Raw genomic sequence first — 20,249 nt, forward strand, 5'->3', positions numbered from 1 at the left:
GGGGGGGGGGGGGGGGGGGGGGGCAGTGCGCGGAGGACGAGGCGATTAGGAATGGCATCGGCGATCGTCGGCTTACCCACGTAAGCCGGCTCCTGCGAGATCGAAGGATGGGGTGGGTGACGACTCGCTGCGAAGATCAGGGGATCGTACTTATCCTGGCGCCAATGCTCGTAGCCACCTCGCGAAGGTCCTTGAGGGTATCGGCATCCCTCACGATCGACGTTGAAGCGCCCACGCTCTCCAGCGCCCCATCGGGCAGCCGGCTGCCGAACAGGACGAACGACATCGATGTGTCGTCCTTGCGCGAGACCCAAGCCAAGCCCTGGATGTCCGGGTAGTGGTCCATCAGGTCTTCGGCCAGAGCCCGGGTCAATGGGTAATGGGCCGCATCCGTTTCGATCACACAGCTTTTTTCCAGCCCAAGGGCGTTGAGGCCCCTGCTCGTGAGGTCGCCCACGACGAGCTTCCGGGTCAGCCTCAGGCGGGAATACGCTAGGTGCTCGATCATCGCAGCCTGCACCACCTTATCGGCACCGCCGGGCAATATGTCGTGGAACACGGTCTCCATGGCTGCGCCGGCAAAGGTCCTGGCAGCGTAGATAGTAGGCACAATCAACCCGTTCTTGTCCAAGATAGGACTGAAGCGGGCGTTACCGTTGCCCGTGTCATTGAACTGATTGGGGCCGAAGTTGCGCGGGTGGATGCGGGACAGCAGTGTCCCGGCACCAAGGCTAGTGCGCCTGAGTGTGCGGGCCGAATCGAAAAGGGTAGCCCCAAGCGCCGCCGTGGCGGCGGAACGGCGGCGCCCGTGCGCAGGATCAACCATGCAGGTAGGCGCCAGCCTTGGCCTTCGCGGCCTCGATGACTCGCTGCGGATCCGTAACAATGACGTCCTGCGGCCGCGCCCCGCCGAGATAGCTGTCCGACGAGGCGAACCAGATCGCCAGGTTCCAGCCCGAAAGATCCTTCCCGAAGGCGGCGATCACCTCCTTCACGGCCGGCCTGGGCCGGTAGCCGTTGTCCTCGTCCAGGGCGTAGCCCGGGAAGTGATCCTTCCCGTCGAGGACGATCGCGAAGATCCTGCCTTCCGACTTCCACTTGCTGGTCTGGGCGTGCCGGTTGATCGATGTCGAGCCGGTCAGACGAGCCACGTCCGCGGCCGTGTACCACGCGGCACCGTCCCGAACCCGCTCCCTGATCGCTGCGTTGTCCTTTTCCTGCTGATACTGCGCTTCAGTCAGGATTGGACTGGGCGTGATCAGGTGGGCCAGCTCATTGATCTTTACCTCCCGACGAGACTTCAGGAGATCGAGCGCGATCACGGAGAACTCCCGGATCGAATCCACCAGTGCATCCTCAATCTCCGCAGGAACAGCTTTGAGCAGGAAGGTCAGGTATCGCGTATCCGCTCCTTCCATGGTCAAGACGGGCACCTTAGCTGCAGCCGGCATGCACGGTGAAAAGCCCCTCACAACCGTCTTCTTCGCGACCTTCTTCGCGACCTTCTTCGCAGTGGCCTTCTTCGGGACACCCTTCTTCGGCGCGGTCGTTAAAGCAGCCGACCGCGGATTCCGCACGTCAGCACTGTCTTGGATCAGAGTGATGCGCCCCTTGCTTTGCACGCTGGAACTCATGGGATCACCGAAGAAGGTTAGATTAGATAGTAATGAAGTATACTATCCAAACTATCGGAAACCAGCGTGAACGTGTTGAATGGCGCACCCAGCCCATTCAGCAAGTTGAAGGCGCATTGCGTGCCACACCCGCCCGCCTCCCGGGGGCCAGCCGACACCCGGCCAACCTACGCCCGGTGCGCCGACCTACGGGTTTCCGGGCTTCAGTGGTGCAACGGCGCGTCCGGCCTCGCCACGCCCGCCCGACAAGGCAGCTGCACACCAGCCACCAGCGCAACCGTCCCACCATCACGCAACCGAAATCTTGACGCCCGGCAGCCCCGCGTCCCCGCCGCAGGGCTGCCCGCGCGTCGTTCGGAGTTGTTGGATCTTCTATTGCTATCATTCACGCGTGACTTGGGGCAGCTAGTTTCCTTTTGGATCCTTTGTCGCAGGCGCGTAGCCAGCAGTAGTTTGGTCTGTGACCGCCCGTCTCCGACTTTTATTGGAGGGTTTAATCATTGCTACCATGATCGCCGCACTGGCCGGCTTCGTCATCGCGGTGATCTCGCGGTTCCAGTACGTCGGTATCGCGTTGCTGATGGCGGTGGAGAGCGCCTGCGTGCCGCTGCCCTCGGAGATCATCATGCCGTTCTCCGGGTACCTGGTTTCCCGGGGCGAACTCAAGCTGTGGCTTGTCTCGCTGGCCGGTGCCGTGGGTTGCGTGATCGGCTCCTGGCTGGCCTACGCGATCGGTGCCTGGGGTGGGCGTCCCTTGGTCGAGCGCTACGGCAGGTACCTGCTGGTCTCGCATCGCGACTTGGACCTGGCCGACCGCTGGTTCCAGCGGCACGGCGACATCACGATCTTTATCGGCCGCCTGCTGCCGGTGGTGCGCACCTTCATCGCATTCCCGGCCGGCGTCGCGCGCATGCCGCTGTGGCGATTCACCGCCTACACCTTTCTCGGCTCGCTGATCTGGTGCTGGGGACTGGCGTGGATCGGCGTGAAACTGGGCGAGCACTGGGACACCCTGGGCGTGTACTTCCATCGTTTCGATGCCGTGATCGTGGCGCTGATCGCGCTGGGCGCCGGGCTCTATGTCTGGCGGCATGTGCGTCACGCGCGTCGTGCCTGAGCAGGACGCGGCCAACCCTCCGTTGTTGATACCAAGGAACGATCGAACATGAAGTGCTTCAAGGCCTACGACATCCGCGGACGGATGCCGGACGAGTTGAATCCCGATATCGCCCACCGGATCGGGCGCGCCTATGCCGGCGTGGTCGGCACCGGAGCGGTGGTCGTCGGCTACGACGTGCGCCTGGACAGTCCGGCGCTGGCCGCGGCCGTCACTCGGGGACTCAACGAAGGCGGCTGCGACGTTATCGACATCGGCCTGAGCGGTACCGAGGAGGTCTATTTCCAGACCGCCCACCGCGGCGTGGCGGGCGGCATCATGGTGACCGCCAGCCACAACCCGATCGACTACAACGGCATGAAGCTGGTGCGCGAGGGTGCGCGGCCGATCAGCGGCGATACGGGCTTGCGCGAGATCGAGCGTGCGGTCGAGGCGGACGCCCTCGGCCCGGCGGCGGCCATCGTCGGCACGGTGGTGCGCGATCACGACAAGTCCGCCTACATCGAACACCTGCTCGGCTACCTGGATCGACCCGCGCTGCGCCCGCTGAAGATCGTGGTCAATGCGGGCAATGGCGGGGCCGGTGCGATCATCGATCTGCTGGCGCCGCACCTGCCGTTCGAGTTCGTGCGCATCCACCACAACCCCGACGGAAGTTTCCCGAACGGCATCCCCAACCCGCTGCTGCCGGAGAACCGTTCCGCGACGGCACAGGCGGTGATCGATTCGGGCGCCGACCTGGGCATTGCCTGGGACGGCGACTTCGACCGCTGCTTTCTGTTCGATGCGCAGGGGCGTTTCATCGAGGGCTACTACATCGTCGGCCTGCTCGCCGCGCAGATGCTGGAAAAGCATCCCGGGGCAAAGATCATCCACGACCCGCGGCTGACCTGGAACACCATCGACATGGTGCGCGCGGCCGGCGGCGTGCCGGTGGAGAGCAAGACCGGCCACGCCTTCATCAAGGAGCGCATGCGCGCCGAGGATGCGGTGTACGGCGGCGAGATGAGTGCGCACCACTATTTCCGCGACTTCGCCTACTGCGACTCCGGCATGATCCCCTGGCTGCTGGTGGCCGAGCGGATGTGCCGCACCGGACAGCCGCTGGCCGACATGCTGGACGAGCGCATGCGCGCCTTCCCGTGCAGCGGCGAGATCAATTTCCGCGTGGACGACGCGGCAGCGACGGTAGAGCGGGTGCTGGCGTTCTACGCCGACGAGCAGCCGGTCATGGATCGCATAGACGGTGTCAGCGCCTCGTTCGGCAGCTGGCGCTTCAACCTGCGTTCGTCGAACACCGAGCCGCTGCTGCGCCTCAACGTGGAGTCCCGCGGTGACGAAGCGCTGATGCGGGCGAAGACGGCCGAGCTGGACGCGCTGATCAAGCAGGGGACGCGGTAGGCCCGGTCCGCCTGGAACGTCGGGGCTGAAGCCCCTCCCACATACAGCCACGAAGCCTGCGGCGTTTGGTGGGAGCGACTTCAGTCGCGGCGCTCTGGGCTTGAGGTCGCTCAGTTACCGTGGCTGAAGCCTCTTCCGAAGAGCCGCGATAACGGCCGGCCAACCCTCAGGCGCGTCCGTAGACGTCGTCGAAGCGGACGATATCGTCCTCGCCGAGGTAGCTGCCCGACTGCACCTCGATCAACTCCAGCGACACCTTGCCCGGGTTGCGCAGACGGTGGACGCTGCCGAGCGGGATGTAGGTGCTCTGGTTCTCCCCCAGCAGGAACACCTTGTCGTCGCAGGTCACCTCGGCGGTGCCGGAGACCACGATCCAGTGTTCGGCGCGATGGTGGTGCTTCTGCAGGCTCAGGGACGCGCCCGGCTTGACCATGATGCGCTTGACCTGGAAGCGCTCGCCGGCCTCCAGCGAGTCGTAGCTCCCCCAGGGGCGCCGCACCACCCGGTGGAACGAGTGCTCGGTGCGGCCCGAGGCCTTGAGCTGATCCACCACTTTCTTCACGTCCTGCGCGGCATCGCGATGGGCGACCAGCGTGGCATCCGGGGTGGATACGACGACCAGGTTGTCCACGCCGACAGCCGCGATCAGGTGACGCTCGTGCGAGCGCAGCAGACAGCCGTGGGCGTTGACGGTGAGCGTGTCGCCTTCGCGCAGGTTGCCATCGGCGTCGTGCTCGCCGGCCAGCCACAGCGCCGACCACGAACCGATATCGCTCCAGCCGCAACTCACCGGCAGCACGGCAGCGCGGCGGGTCTTCTCCATCACCGCATAGTCGATCGAATCGTCCGGGCTGCGGGCGAACAGGTCGGCGTCGATGCGCACGAAGTCCAGGTCGGCCTTCGCGGCGGCGTGGGCGGCGCGCACCGCCGCGAGCATCTCCGGCGCGTGCTCTGCCAGCTCCTCGAGATAGCGCGCCGCCTTGAACAGGAACATGCCGGAGTTCCAGTCGTAGCCGCCATCGTCCAGGTAGGACTGCGCCGTGGGCAGGTCGGGCTTCTCGACGAAGCGTTCCACCCGGAAGCCTCCCTCGGGGAGCTCCTCGCCGCGGCGGATGTAACCGAAGCCGGTCTCCGGGCGATCCGGCCGGATGCCGAAGGTCACCAGCCACCCGGCCGCTGCCGCGGGCAGGGCGCGCGTCACCGCATCCACGAAGTTCGCCGTATCGCCGATCAGGTGATCGGCGGGAAGCACCAGCAGGATGGCGTCGGGATCTTTCTCGACGGCGTGCAGGGCACCCAGCGCGATCGCCGGCGCGGTGTTGCGGGCCATGGGTTCGAGGATGATGGTGGCGCCTTGGACGCCTGCCTCCATCAGCTGCTCCGCGGCGAGAAACCGGTGGTCCTCGCTGGCCACGACGATCGGCGCGGTCACACCGGGCAGCTCTCGGGTGCGGCGGACGGTCTGCTCGAACAGCGGGCCGTTGCCGGCCAGCGACAGGAACTGCTTGGGAAGGTTGCGCCGCGACACCGGCCACAAACGTGTGCCGCTGCCGCCGCTGAGAATGAGGGGGGTCAGCATGGAATCCGGATCCTGATTGGATTGTTGCGGCCAGCGCTGCCGCTCGAGTTGCTTTGAGCCTTGACCTTGAGATTGTCGCCTACTTGTCTCGTGGCTTCCAGCCAGCCGCGTGTACTAGGTAGATCGGCTTGTAGCGAGCCGTTTAATCACAGCGGTCAGCGCTTCTCGCCAGTCGGGCGGTTGGTAACCAAACTTTTCTGCCATGTCGCGATTCTCAAGTACAGACCAAACTGGTCGGTCGGCCAACGTCGAAAACTGCGTCGTGTCGATCGCAAGTACTTCCGGCACCCGTGCGAGCAATCCATACTGGCTCGCTTTGGCGAATATCGCCTCGGCGAAGCCGTGCCAGGTCGTGTAGCCGCTGGCGACGAGATGGTAGATGCCGCCAATGCTTTTCCGGCCCGTATCGTCCGCCGCCAGCCACGCCTCTAGCGCCACGAGCGTGCCATCGACGATCACATCGGTGCTGGTGGGGGTGCCATGCTGATCGGCGACAACGCCCAGTGAGTCTTGTTCACCGCCGAGGCGGAGCATGGTCCGCAGGAAATTGTGCCCGTGGGCGGCATAGACCCAGGCCGTGCGGAAAATCAGATACCCTGCGCCACTGGCCTGGAGCGCCTGCTCGCCGGCGAGCTTGCTTCGACCGTAGGCGCCGAGCGGACCGGTGGGATCATTAATCCGGAGGGGTTGCCGTGACGAGCCATCGAAAACGTAGTCGGTCGAGAAATGGACGACCAGTGCGCCATGCCGTTGCGCCCACAGCCCCAATCGATTAACAGCTTCGCCATTGACCCGCGTGGCGAGGACCTCTTCCTGCTCGGCGCGGTCCACCGCGGTGTAAGCGGCCGCGTTGACGATGACATCCGGAGCGATCATATCAAGCGCGGCATAGAGCTTGTCAGGGAAGGCCAGGTCTATGGTTTCGATGGACGTACCATCAAAGCGTTGTCCGTCGCGGCTGGCGGAGACGAGCGTGCCCATGCGGGCTAGACGTCCGTCTTCGACGAAGCTGCGACCTAGCTGGCCGTTAGCGCCCAGCAGAAGGGTCTTCATGCGGCGAAGACCGGAAGGCGCTCGGCGGCGATCTGGTTCAGCATCGGTGCCCTGGCGTCCTTGTCCGACAACAAGGGCTCGGTGATCTGCCAGTCAATACCGATGGCGGCATCGTTCCAGAGAATGCCCGCGTCTGCCTTGGCGTCGTACAGTGCGGTGCACTGGTAGGCGAAGGTGGCGTAGTCGGAGAGTACACAGAAGCCGTGCGCGAAACCTTCCGGTATCCAGAAGTGCCGATGATTTTCCGCCGTGAGCATGACCCCGGTCCACTGCCCGAACGACGGCGAGCCGCGACGGATGTCTACGGCTACGTCGAACACTTCGCCCTCCAGCACGCTGACCAGCTTGCCCTGCGGATTTGGCCACTGGTAGTGGAGGCCGCGGAGCACGCCGTAGGCCGAGCGCGAGACGTTCGACTGTACGAAGCGAGGATTGATGCCCGCCTCGCGGTACTTGACTTCGTTGTAGCTCTCGTAGAAGAAGCCGCGGGCGTCGCCGAACACCTGGGGCTCGATCACGAGGGCCCCCTGCAAGCGGGTTTCGAGCACCTTCATCGTGCGTGGCCGTCCTTCACCAGGTTGCGTAGATATTGACCGTACCCCGTCTTGGCGAGTGGCTTGGCGAGGCGCAGCAACTGCTCGTCATTGATCCAGCCATTGAGGTGGGCAATTTCCTCGGGGCAGCAGACTTTCAGGCCCTGGCGGTTCTCGATGGTCTCGATGTAATTGCCCGCCTCCATCAGCGACTCGTGCGTACCGGTATCGAGCCACGCAAAGCCGCGGCCAAGCTGCTCCAAGTGCAAGGAGCCATCTCCGAGGTAGCAGCGGTTGAGATCGGTGATCTCCAGTTCGCCGCGCGGAGAGGGCTTGAGCGACGCGGCGTAGTCGCACACTCGAGAGTCATAGAAATACAGTCCGGTGACGGCATAGGAGGACTTCGGCATGGTCGGCTTTTCCTCCAGACCCACTACCTGTCCAGCGGCGCCAAATTCAGCCACACCATAACGCTCCGGATCCTTGACCCAGTAGCCGAAGATCGTTGCGCCGTGATCCCTCGCTGCCGCTCGGCGCAGGCTCTGGGTGAGACCGTGTCCGTAGAAGATGTTGTCACCCAGCACAAGGCAGCTCGGATCGGCGCCGATGAAATCCTTGCCGATCAGGAACGCCTGCGCGAGGCCATCCGGCGAGGGTTGCACCGCGTACTCGAGGTTCATGCCCCATTGCGAGCCGTCGCCCAGTAGCCGCTGGAACAGGCCCTGCTCGTGCGGCGTGTTGATGATCAGCACGTCGCGGATGCCAGCCAGCATCAGGGTGGCCAGCGGGTAGTAAATCATCGGCTTGTCGTACACCGGCAGCAGTTGCTTGCTGATCGCCTGGGTGATCGGATATAGCCGTGTGCCGGAGCCGCCGGCAAGTATGATGCCCTTGCGCTTCGTGTTCATGATCCCAGTCGCTCCATGCGGTAGCTGCCGTCTAGCACGCGCTGCACCCAAAGCTGGTTGGCGAGGTACCAGTCCACCGTCTGCGCGATGCCGCTCTCGAACGTCTGCGATGGCCTCCAACCCAGCTCGCGCTCGAGCTTGCCGGCATCGATAGCGTAGCGCCGGTCGTGGCCGGGACGGTCTTCGACATAAGTGATCAGCGACTCGCGCGGGCGCCCGCTGGCAAGTGGGCGGCGATCGTCGAGCAGAGCGCAGATCGTCTTCACCACAGAGATGTTGGTGCGCTCGGCGTTGCCGCCTACGTTGTATGTCTCGCCCACGTGCCCAGCCTCTAGCACACAGCGGATCGCGCTGCAGTGATCACCCACGTACAGCCAGTCACGGATGTTCAGGCCGTCGCCGTACACCGGTAACGGCTCGCCGGCCAGCGCCTTTTGGATCATCAGGGGGATCAGTTTCTCCGGAAACTGGTAAGGCCCATAGTTGTTCGAGCAGTTGGTGGTGAGGGTGGGCAGGCCGTAGGTGTGGTGGAACGCCCGCACCAGGTGGTCCGAGGCGGCCTTGGAGGCCGAGTAGGGCGAGTTGGGGGCGTAAGGCGTGATCTCGGTGAATTTGCCTTCCGGCCCCAGCGAGCCGTAGACCTCGTCGGTAGACACGTGAAGGAAGCGGAACGCTTCGCGGGCCTCGCCTTCCAGCGAGCGCCAGTAGTCACGGACGCACTCTAGCAGGCCCAAGGTGCCAGTGACGTTGGTTTCCACGAAGGCTGCCGGACCGTCAATGGAGCGATCGACGTGGGACTCCGCGGCGAAATTCACGATCGCATCAGGTCGGTAGTCATCGAGTAGCCGCTTTACAAGGTTGCGGTCCCCGATATCGCCTTGCACGAAGCTGTAGCCAGCCTTGGTCGCCAGCGACGCGAGAGTGTCTAGGTTGCCGGCGTAGGTCAGTTTGTCGAGGTTGAGGACATGCAGGCCGCCGGCGACCCCTTGTAGTACGAAGTTGCCGCCGATGAACCCGGCTCCTCCGGTGACCAGCAATCGCCGGAAGGTGATGAGCTTGGCGTGCGGTTCACGCATGCATACCTCTGAGATTCGTCATGGTCTGAAGATCGGCCCGATATCGGGGACGGGCAGCATGATGCCTGTACTTGCCGCGTTTTGCCCGACGTGACCGATGGTCTTGGGGCCTCGCAAAACATGAATGCGAAGAGGCCTTTCGTCTAATCCTAGGCACAGATCCGCTACCATCCTGCCCTCGGACGACGCTCGAATCGCTATCTGCGGACACTTTGATCCATGAAAAGGCATCCCTCCCCCCACAAGACGCAGGGTCTTGGTACGCGTGCTATCCATGCTGGCCAGGTGCCGGATCCCAGCACCGGCGCCATCATGACTCCGATCTACGCCACCTCCACTTACGTGCAGAGCAGTCCCGGCAAACACCAGGGCTACGAATACTCACGCACGCAGAACCCGACGCGCATGGCGTATGAGCGTTGCGCGGCGGCTCTGGAGGGTGGGGAGGCTGGGTTCGCTTTCGGTTCGGGGCTGGCCGCTGCCAGCACGGTGCTCGATCTGCTCGATTCCGGTAGCCACGTGATCGCGATGGACGACCTTTACGGTGGTACCTATCGCTTGTTCGAGCGTGTACGCCGACGTTCCGCGGGGCTCGACTTCAGTTTCGTTGACCTGAACGACACCAAGGCGCTCAAAGCGGCGCTCAAGCCCAACACCCGCATGATCTGGGCCGAGACCCCGACCAATCCCATGCTGAAGCTGGTGGATCTTGCAAAGGTGGCTGCGTTTTCCCGCAAGCACGGGTTGATCATGGTGGTCGACAACACCTTCTGCTCGCCGATGTTGCAGCGCCCGCTGGAGTACGGGGCGGATCTCGTGCTGCACTCGGCCACCAAATACCTCAACGGCCACTCAGACATGGTGGGTGGCATCGTCGTGGTCGGCAGTGAAGAGCTGGCCGAGAGGATGGGGTTCCTGCAGAACTCGGTCGGAGCGATCACCGGCCCATTCGATGCTTTTTTGGCTATGCGCGGGTTGAAAACGCTTCATTTGCGCATGAGGGCGCACTGCGAGAACGCATTGGCGATCGCCAAGTGGCTGGAACGCCATCCCAAGATCGTACGGGTGATCTATCCGGGACTCAAGAGCCACTCTCAGCATGAGCTGGCCAAGCGCCAGATGAGCGGCTTTGGCGGCATCATCAGCGTCGAGGTCAAAGGAGGGCTGAGGGGCGCTCGCCGAATGCTTGAACGCTGCAGACTGTTCGCCTTGGCCGAGTCGTTGGGCGGGGTGGAGAGCCTTATCGAACACCCCGCAATTATGACCCATGCGTCCGTTCCGTCGGTGATTCGCAAGCGCCTTGGAATCTCCGATGGCTTAATCCGTCTCAGTGTCGGTGTGGAAGACTTGGCGGATCTTACTAATGATCTTCTGGACGCATTGGGTTGAGCGGTATCAATGGGAACTAGCGGAGTTTAGATGGAATGGGTGTTACAAAGAGCTACTTGGATCTGGTCTACCAACTAACTAAGCGAGAGATCGCAGCTCGCTACAAAGGTTCGATGCTGGGCATACTTTGGTCCTTCATCAATCCCTTGCTCATGTTGATAGTTTATACAGTTTTCTTCTCAATGATTCTCAAGATTAAGTGGGGTGGCACTGGGGAAAGTCAAACTGACTTTGCCATGCTTCTATTTGTCGGCCTCATTATCTACGGGTTCATCGCCGAATGCATAAACCGCGCGCCTGGCTTAATAACAGGGAACGTAAATTATGTAAAGAAGGTCGTCTTTCCAGTGGCGGTGCTTCCGGTGGTCTCTTGTGGGTCTGCCCTCTTTCATTGGTTGATAGGCATGCTAGTCCTAATGCTTGCCCTTTATGTTACGGGACATCATATACAACAGACTTCTGTCTTGATCTTTCCAGTAATGGTCCCGTTGGTGATTTATGCCCTTGGCATCGGCTGGATTTTGGCCTCGATCGGCGTGTTTCTCCGAGACCTGAATCAGGTTGTCGGTGTAATCACCCAGGTGCTGATGTTTATGTCGCCAGTGTTTTTTTCAGCCGAGAAAATCCCAAGTGCTTATCGGGGCCTTTTTCAAGCAAACCCTCTAACAGTGATTATTGAGCAAGCTCGGGCTGTGCTCATTTTCGGCAAGCCCCTGGATTGGGGGGTTATAATTATTCAAACGGTCTTCGCTACGCTGGTTGGTATGGCTGGCTACTTTTGGTTTAGGGTCACGAGGTCCGGGTTTGCTGATGTTCTTTAATATTCTCGGGGATCGGTACTTTGAAATTTAAAAATTGGCTGATGAATAGGAGTTTTTTCTTTCTATTAATGGGTTGGAAATATTATCTAGGAAATAACTTCTTCTCTCGTTTCCCTAGTGAGCGTGTGCGGAATTTCTACCTAACCCGGGTTATGCGTGTTTCTATTGGCAGGGATTCGCACGTAAGCATGAGGGTTTTTGTTACAGGCTATCCCACCCGCGCAAACGTGACGATCGGTGACAACTGTGTGATCAATCGGGAAACTTACATTGATGGGCGGGTGGGCGTGATTATTGGAAACAACGTGAACGTATCCTTCCAGACCTGCATTCTCAGCTTGCATCACGATCACAACGATCCATCATTCCCTGCTATTGGCGGGGTGGTGACCATTTGCGACCATGCTTGGATTGGGGCGCGGGCAATTTTGCTTCCAGGAATAACCATAGGGGAGGGGGCGGTGGTCGCGGCGGGGGCCGTCGTCAGTCGCGACGTTGAACCTTACGAAGTAGTCGGAGGTGTGCCCGCAAAGAAGATCGGTGATCGAAATCCGTTGATCGCATATAAGACGAAATTTTCACCATATTTTGATACAGACATTTTTGACGAAACGTCCTCTTGAACGAACATGAACATTTCGCGTAAGAAAAAACAGGTCCTTGTGTTCATGCTGGCTCCGCCGCTGCCCGCTACCGCTGGGGGTGATATTTATGCGGTTAACGCCCTTGTGCCTTTCGCTGATGAAATTGACTTCCACCTTTTCTGCTACATAGGGGGAGAGGAGGACGTCGCTAAGATTGAGCGGCATCGTCCTGCGTATGACCAGCTTTTTAGAAGTATCCATGTCGAACGGCGGCCCTTGATGCCCTTTCAGATGGGAGCGATCAGGCGTACGATTTTTCAAGTGACGCAGGCACTTAGGGGTATGCCGTTCATTGATGCTAGTTATTACAGCCGGCCGGCCGTGCGGGCCGCCCGCAGGCTGGTAAAGAGATATGAGATTGACGCCCTTGAGATAAATTCGGCGCACCTGGCCTTCTTTAAGAAATTTTTGCCAAAAATCCCTGCGTTGCTTGTCGGTCACAATATTGAAGCCGATATCTTCCCTTTTTGGATGCCGCAAGGTTTAGTCGGCTGGAAGCTTCGCCTGATGGAATGGATTTCACGTCGTAGTCGACGTTCGGCACATGCCGTTGAGATACAGAATAGTTTTGATTTTTCAGTGATGACATTCATATCTAAAGATGACATGTCTCGCGTTACTGCGAGCGTCCCGAAGCTCTGGATGCCGCTTTCCTTTGCGCGAAAAGGTTTCCCCTACGAAGACAAGCCAATAGACGTCTTTAACGTGTTGTGGATGGGCGGATTCGGTTGGTATCCAAATTCGGAGGGCGTGATATGGTTTTCGAAGCGAATTTTTCCGGCGATCCAAGATCAACTAAGGGAACATAACATTATCCTTCACTTTTGTGGTAGCAACCCGCCAGGAGAGCTTCGGGAAATTCACGATGGTGAAAATGTTTTCGTCCATGGCTTTGTAAACGACATCGACACGATGCTTAGAGATGCCCATCTCCTCATGGTTCCGCTGCTTTCGGGTGGGGGTATTCGGGTGAAGATCATTGAGGCGATGGCGGCTGGCGTACCCGTTCTTAGCACCGCCAAAGGTTGCGAAGGTATTGGGGCTGAGAATGGAAAAAGTATCCTCATCGAAGATGATCCCTCTGTTTTTGGTCGAGTACTGGTCGAGGCATCCCAGCAGCGCGAAAGGCTGCGCGCGATTTCGGAATCCGCATTGGAACTCATTGCTACAAGTTACAGTCCTGAAGCAAGTCAGCGCGCGAAACGGAAGGCCTATGAACTTACGGGTGTTGCCTGATGAATAATTTGTCGGATGCAATTGTGGATATTTCGTCGGCAGTAGATCCGGTGGTTTCTGTTCGCTCAGTCGGCAAGGCATACCAGATTTACTCAAAGCCCGCGGACAGGTTGCTGCGTCCTCTAGCAAATCAATTGCGCCGATTGCTCGGATTTGAGGCGCGCCTCGCAAGGCACTTTAATGCTTTGCAGGACGTCAGCTTCGACATATCTCCCGGAGAGACAGTTGGTATCATAGGAAGAAATGGATGTGGCAAGTCGACCTTGCTCCAAATTATTGTCGGGACTTTGACGCCGACGACGGGTGCCGTTGCCGTCAGAGGAAGAGTTTCGGCTCTCCTTGAGCTGGGGGCGGGCTTTAATCCTGAGTTCACCGGACGGGAAAACGTTTATCTTGCCGGGGCCATCATCGGTTTGGGTTCTTCTGAAATGACAGCGTTATTACCGGTTATCGAGAAATTCGCTGATATAGGCGAATATATCGATCAACCTGTGAAGACGTATTCATCAGGAATGTATGTGCGGCTGGCTTTTTCGGTGGCAATCCACGTTTCCCCTGACATTCTGGTAGTTGATGAAGCACTGGCAGTCGGCGACACCGCTTTTCAAACGAAATGTTTGACGAGAATCCGAAAGATGCAATCGGAGGGCGTAAGTATCATTCTCGTGACGCACTCTACAAACACCCTGCTTGAGTATTGTGATCGGGGGATCTACCTACGGCATGGCAAGGTGGTCCTCGACGGTAATTGTCGTGACGTCGTAAAACGGTATGCGGACGACTTGGTCGATGAGGAGGGCGGAGCTGTTGTCTATAACGAACAAGATGACCAATCAATTACTGAAGGTTCGACTCCAGATGCTACGGATGAAAGAAAAGCAGAGCGTCTAGATGGAGGCGGGGTTGAACCGGCCTCTGAAATCTTGTCTGTCCAAATTGCAGATCAATTGGGAAAGGCGCGTACGACCTTCAGCTTTGGCGAGCGTCTCACAGTTAAGGTCAAACTGCGTGTTCACAGGCCCATTGAGACTCCGTGTTACGGCATCCAAATTAAGAGCGTTGATGACATCGCGTTGTGGGCGGGAACAACACAGAACATGCAGATTGACGTCCCTCGGATGTTGGCGGGAATTCATGAGTTTCGCTGGGATCTTTTGATAAATTTTTCCGGAAATCGTTATGTCATTGCCGTTGGAGTAGGCGACATTGATAGTGGCGAATATCATCGTCACTCTCGCGTGCCTTACGCGGGTCATATCGATGTCTTGCCGCATCCTCGCTCAGGCCACGGATGGTTAGCGCCGCAGCCCCGTTTTACTCTGTCCTGAGTTCAAATAGATGACGTCTGAGAAGTCCTCTCTAAGCCTAAATGTGCTCGCTATTGGTTGGTATGGGGCCCCGAATGTTGGCGATGAAGTGCTGCTTGAGCTCCTTAAGGTTTCTATTGAATCTCAAGGTGGAACTCTTGTTGCGGCTAGTGTGGATCCCGCACTCACTCGCGAACTGCATGGACTGGACAGTGTCAACTTTCAAAATCTAGGGGAGCTCGCTCGTGCGTTGAATTGGGCTGACGTTGTGATTATGGGTGGGGGCGGAATTTTCCAGGATCATCACCCTTTCAGCGCTCACGCTATCTATGACCCGATCGCAAATGATATAGCTGGGTATGTGCGCCCCTTGCTCATGGCGCGGCAGTTTGGAGTGCCGGTGGTGATCTGGGGCCACGGAGTCGGTCCGCTCGGCACGAAGGATGCACAAGACATTGTTCACAATGTTTTCACTGAGGCTACCTTGGTTTCAGTGAGAGACGAGCCATCGCGGGCGCTCTTGCGGGATATTGGAGTAGATCGTGAGATAGCGGTTGGTGCCGACCCTGGATGGCTTTATCGGGCGAAGTGCATCCCTGAGGTTCGGGTGCCACGATCTAATGGAGATAGGACCAACTGCCTCGCCGTTGTTGTTCGCGAGTGGTCCGGCAAAGGCGGACCATGGAAGGATCACCTTCGAGAAGCCTTACGCGATGTTTGCAGAACCGATTGGAGGGTTAGATGGGTCGCTTTTCAAGGAGGCGTCCGTAACAGCGGTGCTGTCTCTGATGTGCCGATAATCGAGGATTTGCGGCGGGATCTCCCTGAAAATATTCGCGGGGATTTGGTGGTGCCGCGAACTCCAAGGGACGCTTGGGACGCGTTAGAGTCTGCCGATGCTGTTTTTTCCATGCGACTACACGCGAGCATCTTGGGTCTGTCAGCCCAAAAACCTGTAGTAGGACTAGAGTACGACGGCAAGATGATGCAGGCCCACATCATGGCGGGGCTGCCTCCATCACAGCGTCTGACGCTTGCAGATCCCAAAGAGCGGTATATCGAGTCCCTTGAGATTATTACAAACCAGTCTTCATCTCCTTGGAAAATGGACGCGTCAGCTATTGAAGCGCTCGAGGAGAGCGCCTCAACCCATTTTCGCCTGCTCGATCGTCTTGCGAATCTTCCGCGAGAAAAGGGGCGGTGGAGGTCTGGGGAATTCGACTGGCTAGGGACGTGGTTGCAGCAGACTATTTCGGACCTGAGGCTAACTAAGGAACGCAGTGCTGCAGCACACGAATTGCTTCAATATCGAGATTGTACGCTGGCCGAAAAGGATTCGCTTATCAACGTGCTTTCCGATGAGAAGGCAAGTCTGAGCGGCGAACTCTTGGCTATGGAGAAATTGGCAAGGCAGCGTAGTGAAGAAATTGACGGATTGAGCGCGAGGCTGTCGTCCCTCTTGCTCGATCTCAACCACAGTGAAGAGCTTCGTGGTGTCGCGGAACAACTTCTCAGTGTTAGAGCGCAGGTCCTCAAGGATAAGGACGAGATGCTTCTGACACTGCGTGCAGAAATCGATGACGTCAAGGCGAAGCAACTGATTGCAGATCGGGAGCTTGGGCTCCGGCTCGACGCTCTCGAGGCTTCCGAAAGTGAGAACCAGCGACTGAAAAGCCACATCGCCGGGATGGAAATGCGGCTCAATGAACTAAACAGGGGGGTGGAGAGCATGGAGAAGGAACTGGCCGTATCCCGGACGTTGCTTGAGTCCGAAAAGTCCCGGGGCGTTGAGAGGGAATCTCAATTGGAGGCGACTGTGGACGAATTGCATCAAAGCCGAAAGGCTATTGTCGAAGTTAGTGAAGAGCTGAAGGGGCTCAGGCTCGAGTGGGAAGAGCTACGTGATGAAGTAGAAGAGAAAAATGCCTACATTGCAGATAAGGAGATTTATATCGCCCAGTTGCTTGCTCAAGTCAATGATCTGGAGGTCCATATCGGTGACCTCCGCAGCGAGCTAGCTGTAGCCCAGGATGGCTGGCGGCATATTCGAAAACTGGTCACAGTGCCGCTCAGTGCGCTTTTTTCGTTGATCAAGATGCCGATCAGGTTCGTTCAACTAATGCGGCGTCACGGCTTGAGTGAAGCCTTACGGCAGAGCCTCTCGCGCTTGCGCGGGCGCGTTAGCGCTCTCAACAACGGCACGCAGACATACGAGTCGGAGGGGGGCTCGGTTGATGCTCCAGTCGCTGTTCGGCATGAGCGGCTGCTCGTCATCTGCGACGCACTTGTATGCGATAGCTGGCCTTCGCGATCTGCGTCTTTGATTCGCGCGGCGACGCGTGCAGGTTTTTATGTCCGTTGGTTTACTACGTCCACCTTCAGTACTCATGGGCTAAATGGGTTTGATTTTGATTGCTTAAGGGCTGATGAGGCGACTCTTTTGAGTGCTACAGATCCGAGCACTCGTGTACTACTTGCGAGCGTCGATTCGTCGTCTATCGAATTAACCCTACAGCTCAAGTCCCTTGGGGCCGAAATTATTCTTGATCTGTCATCGGTGGACGTTGGTGCGATTTCGGATAAAAAGCGGGAGTTACTCGCTTCTACTGTAAGCAGAGTGATTTCTAAAGAAGGAGCGTCTGTCGACTGGCTGCCGGGGCGCGGTGTCGAAAAGTTATTGGATGCAGCCGATAACGAAGATTTCGATTCCTACAAGAGCTATGCTTTTCCATCAAATTTTAAAAAGCGCAGGCGTAACATTCTTGCCTTTGCGAGCGGGCAGGCTGTAACGGAAAGGCTCGCCGAGCTTGCTTCAGACCTCACCCATGATTTTTTCCACGTCGTTGGAGTGGACCAAATAGGACATGACCGCGTTCGGTCCATTGAGTGGCGACCGGATCAGCGGGCGCAAATGCTGGCTGCTGCAGACGCTATTGTGGTTCTTACAAATGGCGAAGAAGTTTCAGTTAATACTCGCGAGTCGATTCGTGCGGCACTCCTCATGGAGAAGCCGGTAATTTGCGACATTCAGTTAGAGTTCGATGGCGCGAGAAATTTTCACGTTTTAGGTGGCGTACCCCTAAAGGATGCCGTGGCTGGCGCCCGTTCGATCGAAGACTATGCCTATGTTTCAAAAGGCACATGGCTAAATCGTGCCGAGCAGCTTATGAGGGCTGACTTTCCGCTATCCGTAAGCGTCGTCGTGCTCATCCACAATAATCGAAAGATTATCGAGAGATGTATTTCAACTCTATTGACGCAATGCGGCAAGTGGATTCGTGAAATTGTGATTGTGGATAACCAATCGTCCGACGGTGGTGCTGAACTTGTCGAGGCGCGTTACGGGAGCGATGATCGGATCAAATTGGTTCGAAACAGGGAAAACGGATGCTCGTCTGGTCGAAATCTCGGGGTTCAAAATTCGAGCGGTGAATATATTGCGTTCTTCGATTCTGACCAGTGGCTAACCTCGGCATCAGCTTTTGCTGAGGCAGTATACATTCTTGAAAAAAATCCAGATGTCGGTACCGTCGGATGGAACGCGGGGTGGTTTGATGCTTCTCGCGACGACTTAGGTGGGCCGATTTCTGACTATGTTCCTAATCGAGGGATGAGTCGAATCGCATTGCTAAAAGGTTACCGTGATGATGTCGGCTTTCTTGGAACGAGCGGAATGTTCATCAAGCGTGAGCTTTTTGACAAAATAGAAGGGTTTGATACCTTCTACGATCCTACCTGCTTCGAGGACACTGATATCTGCTTCCAGATCAAGAAAGCGGGCTTCTCTGTAGCTTTCAGAGATCTTGCAGGCATTCGTCACCAGCCGCATCAGACCACCGGCGCCAGCGAGGGAAGTGAGCGTTATAGAAAACTGTTTGCGCGGAACGCGGAGTATTTCCGCAAGAAGTGGGCCGACTATCCGGAGTTCTTTGTGGATTATTCCCGGTGATAGTTTGGCAAGCTTTAGACTCTATCCCGCCGCTTGAGGTCCTGGGTGCTATCGCATCCTGATTCTGTCCTCTCTATTTCTTCGGACCGCTTCGATGTGGCTCATAAGGCGGTTCATTGGTTTGTGGTGGCTGGCTCCAGTGGGGGGCTTCTCTCGAGGACGTAACAGGTGGCGTCCAGAAAAGTCTAGGCCTCCCGGCTTTATTTCCGGGTCTTTAGTCGGTTTCAGGCTTTCATCATGAATATAATGGAGTTGAAAGTACGCCTCGTCCGTTGGTTGCTTGCCTACGTCCCTTCTTTGTACGCTTTGCTAACCGGCCGCTGCCCCCCTTCGAGCGGGGCCAATATGCATGTTGCCTTGAAGTCGGTAAGAGAAAGAGCTCATCCTAGGGTTCTTATCGTCGATCACGATTTCCCTGAGCTATCACGCGATGCGGGTTCAAAAGCAATTTTTCAGCTCGTGGAATTGATTCGGCAACATGCAGAGGTGACATTTTGGTGCGCTACAACGTCTCCATCTAAAGCAGGTAGGGACTTGCTTGCGGCAATAGGCGTGAAACCAGCTAACCGGACGTTTAATTGCGACCTAGATCGATGGCTTCATGAACATAGTCCCGAGGGGGAATTCGTGGCCGCTGTTTTGAGCAGGCCTATCGTGGCAGCCATTTATTTAGGATCTGTGAGGAAGCATGTTTCTGGAGTATGTGCCTATTACGGTCACGACATTCACTACATGCGACTTGCTCAAATGAGTCGATTCGTTGTACGGCCAGGGTTACGTTCAGAACGGCGGGAGCTCTCAAGGATAGAGGGGCGACTCTGGTCCTCTTTTGACGTAGTTTTCTATCCTTCGGAAGAAGAGGCCAGCTTGGTGAATGCTTTCAGGAGCAGGCACGCATTAAGTCCAAACACCATCGTCTTGCCGCTCTGGGAGGCACCTAGTCCACCATTGGACGTTAACCGACCTGATTCGCGTTGCGGCATATTATTTGTTGGCAGTTTTGAGCATCCGCCCAATATCGATGGATTGGATTGGTTCTTTAGCGATGTTCTTCCACTGGTGCGCAGCGCCGGCTGCAACGATCATGTGTATGTTGCTGGATCAAACATGGATCGGTATCGGCCACCTACCGATGATTTGAATGTCTCTGTTCTAGGTCGAATTGATGAGCATGCGCTAGTTCAGCTCTACGAGAAGGTGCGGGTTTCTGTTGCGCCATTGAGATTTGGTGCAGGCGTAAAAGGGAAGGTGATTGAGTCACTTGGTTTTGGACTACCCTGCGTCACTACGTCAGTTGGCTTGCAAGGACTCGGGTGGGCACGGCCAGCGATGGAGCCGCATGATACTCCGGAGGGTTTTGCCGCAGCGTTAATCAGTTTGTTATCGGATGACGATCTCTGGAATTTGATTTCGAGCGAATGTCTGAGGTTGCTTGCGATCACATATGCGCCGGGAACCATTCGTGATCGGTTATGTAGATCATTATCTATATGATAATGCAGATGTTGGTGCATTCGACTGTGACCGACGTCCCCCCACTTTTGAGTAGCACCGTGGTTTGGAGTCCAATCCCCCAACTGATGGAGATTGGACGTGAAAAAG

General features: G+C 57.7%; 16 protein-coding genes. 9 read left to right on the plus strand and 7 right to left on the minus strand.

What is annotated here, in order from left to right; all coding sequences use genetic code 11:
• Positions 1-136 precede the first annotated feature (136 nt).
• Entirely contained in the window at positions 137-826 is a 690-nt protein-coding gene (locus C693_RS22185; protein WP_017463808.1) for an RES family NAD+ phosphorylase, read from the minus strand.
• Positions 819-1,634: a hypothetical protein gene (locus C693_RS22765; RefSeq protein WP_157798663.1), complete on the minus strand. Its 816-nt coding sequence runs from the start codon at positions 1,632-1,634 to the stop codon at positions 819-821. The genes C693_RS22185 and C693_RS22765 overlap by 8 nt, the downstream gene beginning before the upstream one ends.
• 508 nt (positions 1,635-2,142) lie before the next feature.
• Between C693_RS22765 and C693_RS0118700 the strand changes: the two genes are divergently transcribed.
• Together C693_RS0118700 and C693_RS0118705 are read left to right on the plus strand one after the other, a co-directional pair.
• The gene (locus C693_RS0118700) at positions 2,143-2,751 is read left to right on the plus strand and encodes a DedA family protein (protein ID WP_017463810.1); all 609 of its coding nucleotides are present in this window, start codon (positions 2,143-2,145) and stop codon (positions 2,749-2,751) included.
• 48 nt (positions 2,752-2,799) lie between these two features.
• Positions 2,800-4,152, plus strand: a complete 1,353-nt coding sequence (locus C693_RS0118705; RefSeq protein ID WP_017463811.1) for a phosphomannomutase/phosphoglucomutase — start codon at positions 2,800-2,802, stop codon at positions 4,150-4,152.
• 166 nt (positions 4,153-4,318) lie between these two features.
• Here the strand turns inward: C693_RS0118705 and C693_RS0118710 are convergent, their stop codons facing one another.
• From C693_RS0118710 to rfbB, 5 genes are all read right to left on the minus strand, one after another.
• Positions 4,319-5,731 carry a mannose-1-phosphate guanylyltransferase/mannose-6-phosphate isomerase gene (locus tag C693_RS0118710; protein ID WP_017463812.1) on the minus strand — a complete coding sequence of 471 codons (1,413 nt, stop codon included), beginning with the start codon at positions 5,729-5,731 and terminating at the stop codon, positions 4,319-4,321.
• Between the two features lie 114 nt (positions 5,732-5,845).
• The gene (rfbD, locus tag C693_RS0118715) at positions 5,846-6,784 is read right to left on the minus strand and encodes a dTDP-4-dehydrorhamnose reductase (protein ID WP_017463813.1); all 939 of its coding nucleotides are present in this window, start codon (positions 6,782-6,784) and stop codon (positions 5,846-5,848) included.
• On the minus strand, positions 6,781-7,338 hold the full coding sequence (rfbC, locus tag C693_RS0118720) for a dTDP-4-dehydrorhamnose 3,5-epimerase (protein WP_017463814.1): 558 nt from the start codon (positions 7,336-7,338) through the stop codon (positions 6,781-6,783). Before rfbC ends, rfbD begins: the two co-directional genes overlap by 4 nt.
• Positions 7,335-8,225, minus strand: a complete 891-nt coding sequence (gene rfbA / locus C693_RS0118725) for a glucose-1-phosphate thymidylyltransferase RfbA (RefSeq protein WP_017463815.1) — start codon at positions 8,223-8,225, stop codon at positions 7,335-7,337. Before rfbA ends, rfbC begins: the two co-directional genes overlap by 4 nt.
• Positions 8,222-9,301, minus strand: a complete 1,080-nt coding sequence (gene rfbB, locus C693_RS0118730; protein ID WP_017463816.1) for a dTDP-glucose 4,6-dehydratase — start codon at positions 9,299-9,301, stop codon at positions 8,222-8,224. The genes rfbA and rfbB overlap by 4 nt, the downstream gene beginning before the upstream one ends.
• A 219-nt stretch (positions 9,302-9,520) precedes the next feature.
• On the opposite strand from rfbB, the gene C693_RS0118735 reads away from it, so the two are divergent.
• The 7 genes from C693_RS0118735 to C693_RS23210 all read left to right on the plus strand — a co-directional run bounded on the left by C693_RS0118735 (position 9,521) and on the right by C693_RS23210 (position 20,141).
• Positions 9,521-10,690, plus strand: coding sequence for a cystathionine gamma-synthase (locus C693_RS0118735; protein WP_026107553.1), 1,170 nt, complete (start codon positions 9,521-9,523; stop codon positions 10,688-10,690).
• Positions 10,691-10,746: 56 nt separating this feature from the next.
• Positions 10,747-11,511: an ABC transporter permease gene (locus C693_RS0118740; RefSeq protein ID WP_241762703.1), complete on the plus strand. Its 765-nt coding sequence runs from the start codon at positions 10,747-10,749 to the stop codon at positions 11,509-11,511.
• Between the two features lie 188 nt (positions 11,512-11,699).
• Positions 11,700-12,134, plus strand: coding sequence for an acyltransferase (locus C693_RS23190; protein WP_241762704.1), 435 nt, complete (start codon positions 11,700-11,702; stop codon positions 12,132-12,134).
• A 6-nt stretch (positions 12,135-12,140) separates the two neighbouring features.
• Complete coding sequence (locus C693_RS23195; RefSeq protein ID WP_083868361.1) at positions 12,141-13,391, plus strand: glycosyltransferase; 1,251 nt, start codon at positions 12,141-12,143, stop codon at positions 13,389-13,391.
• Positions 13,391-14,719: an ABC transporter ATP-binding protein gene (locus C693_RS23200; protein WP_083868362.1), complete on the plus strand. Its 1,329-nt coding sequence runs from the start codon at positions 13,391-13,393 to the stop codon at positions 14,717-14,719. Before C693_RS23195 ends, C693_RS23200 begins: the two co-directional genes overlap by 1 nt.
• 10 nt (positions 14,720-14,729) lie before the next feature.
• Entirely contained in the window at positions 14,730-18,647 is a 3,918-nt protein-coding gene (locus C693_RS23205; protein ID WP_083868363.1) for a polysaccharide pyruvyl transferase family protein, read from the plus strand.
• A gap of 237 nt (positions 18,648-18,884) precedes the next feature.
• Entirely contained in the window at positions 18,885-20,141 is a 1,257-nt protein-coding gene (locus C693_RS23210; RefSeq protein ID WP_083868364.1) for a glycosyltransferase, read from the plus strand.
• Positions 20,142-20,249 lie beyond the last annotated feature (108 nt).

It is taken from the genome of Dyella ginsengisoli LA-4, from assembly GCF_000334915.1.
Classification (GTDB): domain Bacteria; phylum Pseudomonadota; class Gammaproteobacteria; order Xanthomonadales; family Rhodanobacteraceae; genus Dyella_A; species Dyella_A ginsengisoli_A.

Coding starts and splice junctions, on each gene's coding strand:
- C693_RS0118710 (WP_017463812.1), bottom strand. CDS start 5,731: ATGCTGACCCCCCTCATTCTCAGCGGCGGCAGCGGCACACGTTTGTGG.
- C693_RS22185 (WP_017463808.1), bottom strand. CDS start 826: ATGGTTGATCCTGCGCACGGGCGCCGCCGTTCCGCCGCCACGGCGGCG.
- C693_RS22765 (WP_157798663.1), bottom strand. CDS start 1,634: ATGAGTTCCAGCGTGCAAAGCAAGGGGCGCATCACTCTGATCCAAGAC.
- C693_RS0118705 (WP_017463811.1), top strand. CDS start 2,800: ATGAAGTGCTTCAAGGCCTACGACATCCGCGGACGGATGCCGGACGAG.
- C693_RS23210 (WP_083868364.1), top strand. CDS start 18,885: ATGAATATAATGGAGTTGAAAGTACGCCTCGTCCGTTGGTTGCTTGCC.
- C693_RS23195 (WP_083868361.1), top strand. CDS start 12,141: ATGAACATTTCGCGTAAGAAAAAACAGGTCCTTGTGTTCATGCTGGCT.
- C693_RS23205 (WP_083868363.1), top strand. CDS start 14,730: ATGACGTCTGAGAAGTCCTCTCTAAGCCTAAATGTGCTCGCTATTGGT.
- C693_RS23200 (WP_083868362.1), top strand. CDS start 13,391: ATGAATAATTTGTCGGATGCAATTGTGGATATTTCGTCGGCAGTAGAT.
- rfbB (WP_017463816.1), bottom strand. CDS start 9,301: ATGCGTGAACCGCACGCCAAGCTCATCACCTTCCGGCGATTGCTGGTC.
- C693_RS0118735 (WP_026107553.1), top strand. CDS start 9,521: ATGAAAAGGCATCCCTCCCCCCACAAGACGCAGGGTCTTGGTACGCGT.
- rfbD (WP_017463813.1), bottom strand. CDS start 6,784: ATGAAGACCCTTCTGCTGGGCGCTAACGGCCAGCTAGGTCGCAGCTTC.
- rfbA (WP_017463815.1), bottom strand. CDS start 8,225: ATGAACACGAAGCGCAAGGGCATCATACTTGCCGGCGGCTCCGGCACA.
- C693_RS23190 (WP_241762704.1), top strand. CDS start 11,700: ATGAGGGTTTTTGTTACAGGCTATCCCACCCGCGCAAACGTGACGATC.
- C693_RS0118700 (WP_017463810.1), top strand. CDS start 2,143: ATGATCGCCGCACTGGCCGGCTTCGTCATCGCGGTGATCTCGCGGTTC.
- rfbC (WP_017463814.1), bottom strand. CDS start 7,338: ATGAAGGTGCTCGAAACCCGCTTGCAGGGGGCCCTCGTGATCGAGCCC.